Annotated in this window: 1 protein-coding gene and 2 pseudogenes; all 3 read right to left on the bottom strand. The window is 66.8% G+C overall.

Annotated features, from left to right (window positions below; genetic code table 11):
- A pseudogene (locus EPO41_RS20035) lies at window positions 1-492 on the bottom strand (F0F1 ATP synthase subunit beta); the annotation flags it as partial.
- A 36-nt stretch (window positions 493-528) separates the two neighbouring features.
- Complete coding sequence (locus tag EPO41_RS20030) at window positions 529-1,413, bottom strand: F0F1 ATP synthase subunit gamma (RefSeq protein WP_296328720.1); 885 nt, start codon at window positions 1,411-1,413, stop codon at window positions 529-531.
- Window positions 1,414-1,430: 17 nt separating this feature from the next.
- Window positions 1,431-2,147, bottom strand: a pseudogene (locus EPO41_RS20025) (F0F1 ATP synthase subunit alpha); the annotation flags it as partial.

Genomic DNA, 2,147 nt, shown 5'->3' with positions numbered 1-2,147 from the left:
CTCCATGATCGTCACGGTCTTGCCGACGCCGGCGCCGCCGAACAGGCCGATCTTGCCGCCCTTGGCGTAGGGCGCGAGCAGGTCGATGACCTTGATGCCGGTGACCAGGATCTGCGCTTCCGTCGACTGGTCGACGAATTCCGGCGCGCTGCGATGGATCGGCAGGGTCAGCTTGTTGCCGACGGGACCGCGCTCGTCGACCGGCTCACCGATCACGTTCAGGATGCGGCCGAGGGTCTCGGGGCCGACCGGCATGGCGATCGGGGCGCCGGTGTCGACCGCCTTCTCGCCGCGGACCAGGCCATCGGTCGTGTCCATCGCGATGGTGCGGACTTCGGATTCGCCGAGGTGCTGGGCGACTTCCAGCACCACCAGGCGTCCGTCGGCGTTGACGTGCAGCGCGTTCAGGATGTTCGGCAGTTCGCCTTCGAAGCGAACGTCGACGACCGCGCCCGTGATCTGGGTGATCGTGCCGATGTTGTTGGTAGCCATTACGGATCCCTTTCCTTCGATTGCCTGGCGGCCGGCCTAGATGGCCTCGGCGCCCGAGATGATCTCGATGAGTTCCTTGGTGATCGACGCCTGGCGCGAACGGTTCATCTGCAGCGTCAGCTTCTTGATCACGTCGCCCGCGTTGCGCGAGGCGTTGTCCATGGCCGTCATCTGCGAGCCGTAGAAGCTCGCCGCATTCTCCAGCAGGACGCGGAAGATCTGGACGGTGAGGTTGCGCGGCAGCAGGTCGGCGAGGATCTCGCCCTCGTCCGGCTCGAACTCGTAGATCGCGCCGCCGGCTGCGGCCGGTGCGGCCGACGCTTCCGGCATCGGCGGCGGGATCAGCTGCTGGACGGTGACGACCTGCGTCATCGCCGACTTGAACTGGTTGAAGACCACCTTGGCGACGTCGAACTCGCCGGCGTCATACATCTCCATGACGCGCGCGGCGACCTTCTGGGCGTCGCCGAAGGACAGGCGCGGGCGGCCGAGATCGGTGATCGTCTCGACGATCAGCGAGCCGAAGTCGCGACGCAGCTGGTCGCGGCCCTTGCGGCCGACGCAGAAGATCTTGACCGTCTTGCCTTCGTTCAGCAGGGCGCGGATCTGGCGCCGCGCCTCGCGCACGATGGTGCTGTTGAAGCCGCCGCAGAGGCCGCGATCGCCGGTGGCGACGATGACCAGGTGGACCTGATCCGAACCGGTGCCCGCCAGCAGGCGCGGGCCGCCGGTCGCGCCCTGGAAGCTCGCGCCCAGCGAGGCCAGGATCTTGTCCATGGCTTGCGCATAGGGACGGGCCGCCGTGGCCTGCTCCTGGGCGCGCCGCAGCTTGGCGGCGGCCACCATCTTCATGGCCTTCGTGATCTTCTGCGTCGACTGGACGCTTCGGATCCGCAGCCGGTAGGTCTTGAGACTGGGCATCTAAACCTGCGAGCGCCTTAGGCGAACTTCTTGACGAAGTCGCCGAGGAACGCCTTCAGCTTGTCATCGGTCTCCTTGACGATCTCGCGCTTCTCGCGGATCGAGGCGAGGATCGAGCCCTCGGCGCGGACGGCGTCGAGCAGCTGGTGCTCGAAGTCGTTCACCTTGTTCACCGGCAGCGAGTCGAGGAAGCCGCGGGTACCGGCGTAGAGCGAGATGACCTGCTCCTCGACCGGCATCGGCGCGAACTGGCCCTGCTTCAGCAGCTCGGTAAGGCGCTGACCGCGCGCCAGCAGGCGCTGGGTCGAGGCGTCGAGGTCCGAGGCGAACTGGGCGAAGGCCGCCATCTCGCGATACTGTGCCAGCTCCAGCTTGATGGTGCCGGCGACCTGCTTCATCGCCTTGATCTGCGCGGCCGAGCCGACGCGGCTCACCGACAGACCGACGTTAATGGCGGGACGGATGCCCTGATAGAAGAGCTCGGTCTCGAGGAAGATCTGGCCGTCGGTGATCGAGATCACGTTGGTCGGAATGTAGGCCGACACGTCGCCGGCCTGCGTCTCGATGATCGGCAGCGCCGTCAGCGAGCCCGAGCCGTTCTTGTCGTTCAGCTTGGCGGCGCGCTCGAGCAGGCGCGAATGGAGATAGAACACGTCGCCGGGATAGGCTTCGCGGCCCGGCGGGCGGCGCAGCAGCAGCGACATCTGGCGGTAGGCGACGGCCTGCTTGGAAAG

Origin of the sequence: Reyranella sp. (assembly GCF_004297265.1) — a bacterium.
GTDB lineage: Bacteria > Pseudomonadota > Alphaproteobacteria > Reyranellales > Reyranellaceae > Reyranella.
Note: the sequence above shows the minus strand (reverse complement) of the source record. Positions and strands in the feature narration are given on the sequence as shown.

What these genes read in the sequence shown, in the direction of transcription:
- EPO41_RS20030 (WP_296328720.1), bottom strand. Translation starts at nt 1,413, where the DNA reads ATGCCCAGTCTCAAGACCTACCGGCTGCGGATCCGAAGCGTCCAGTCG.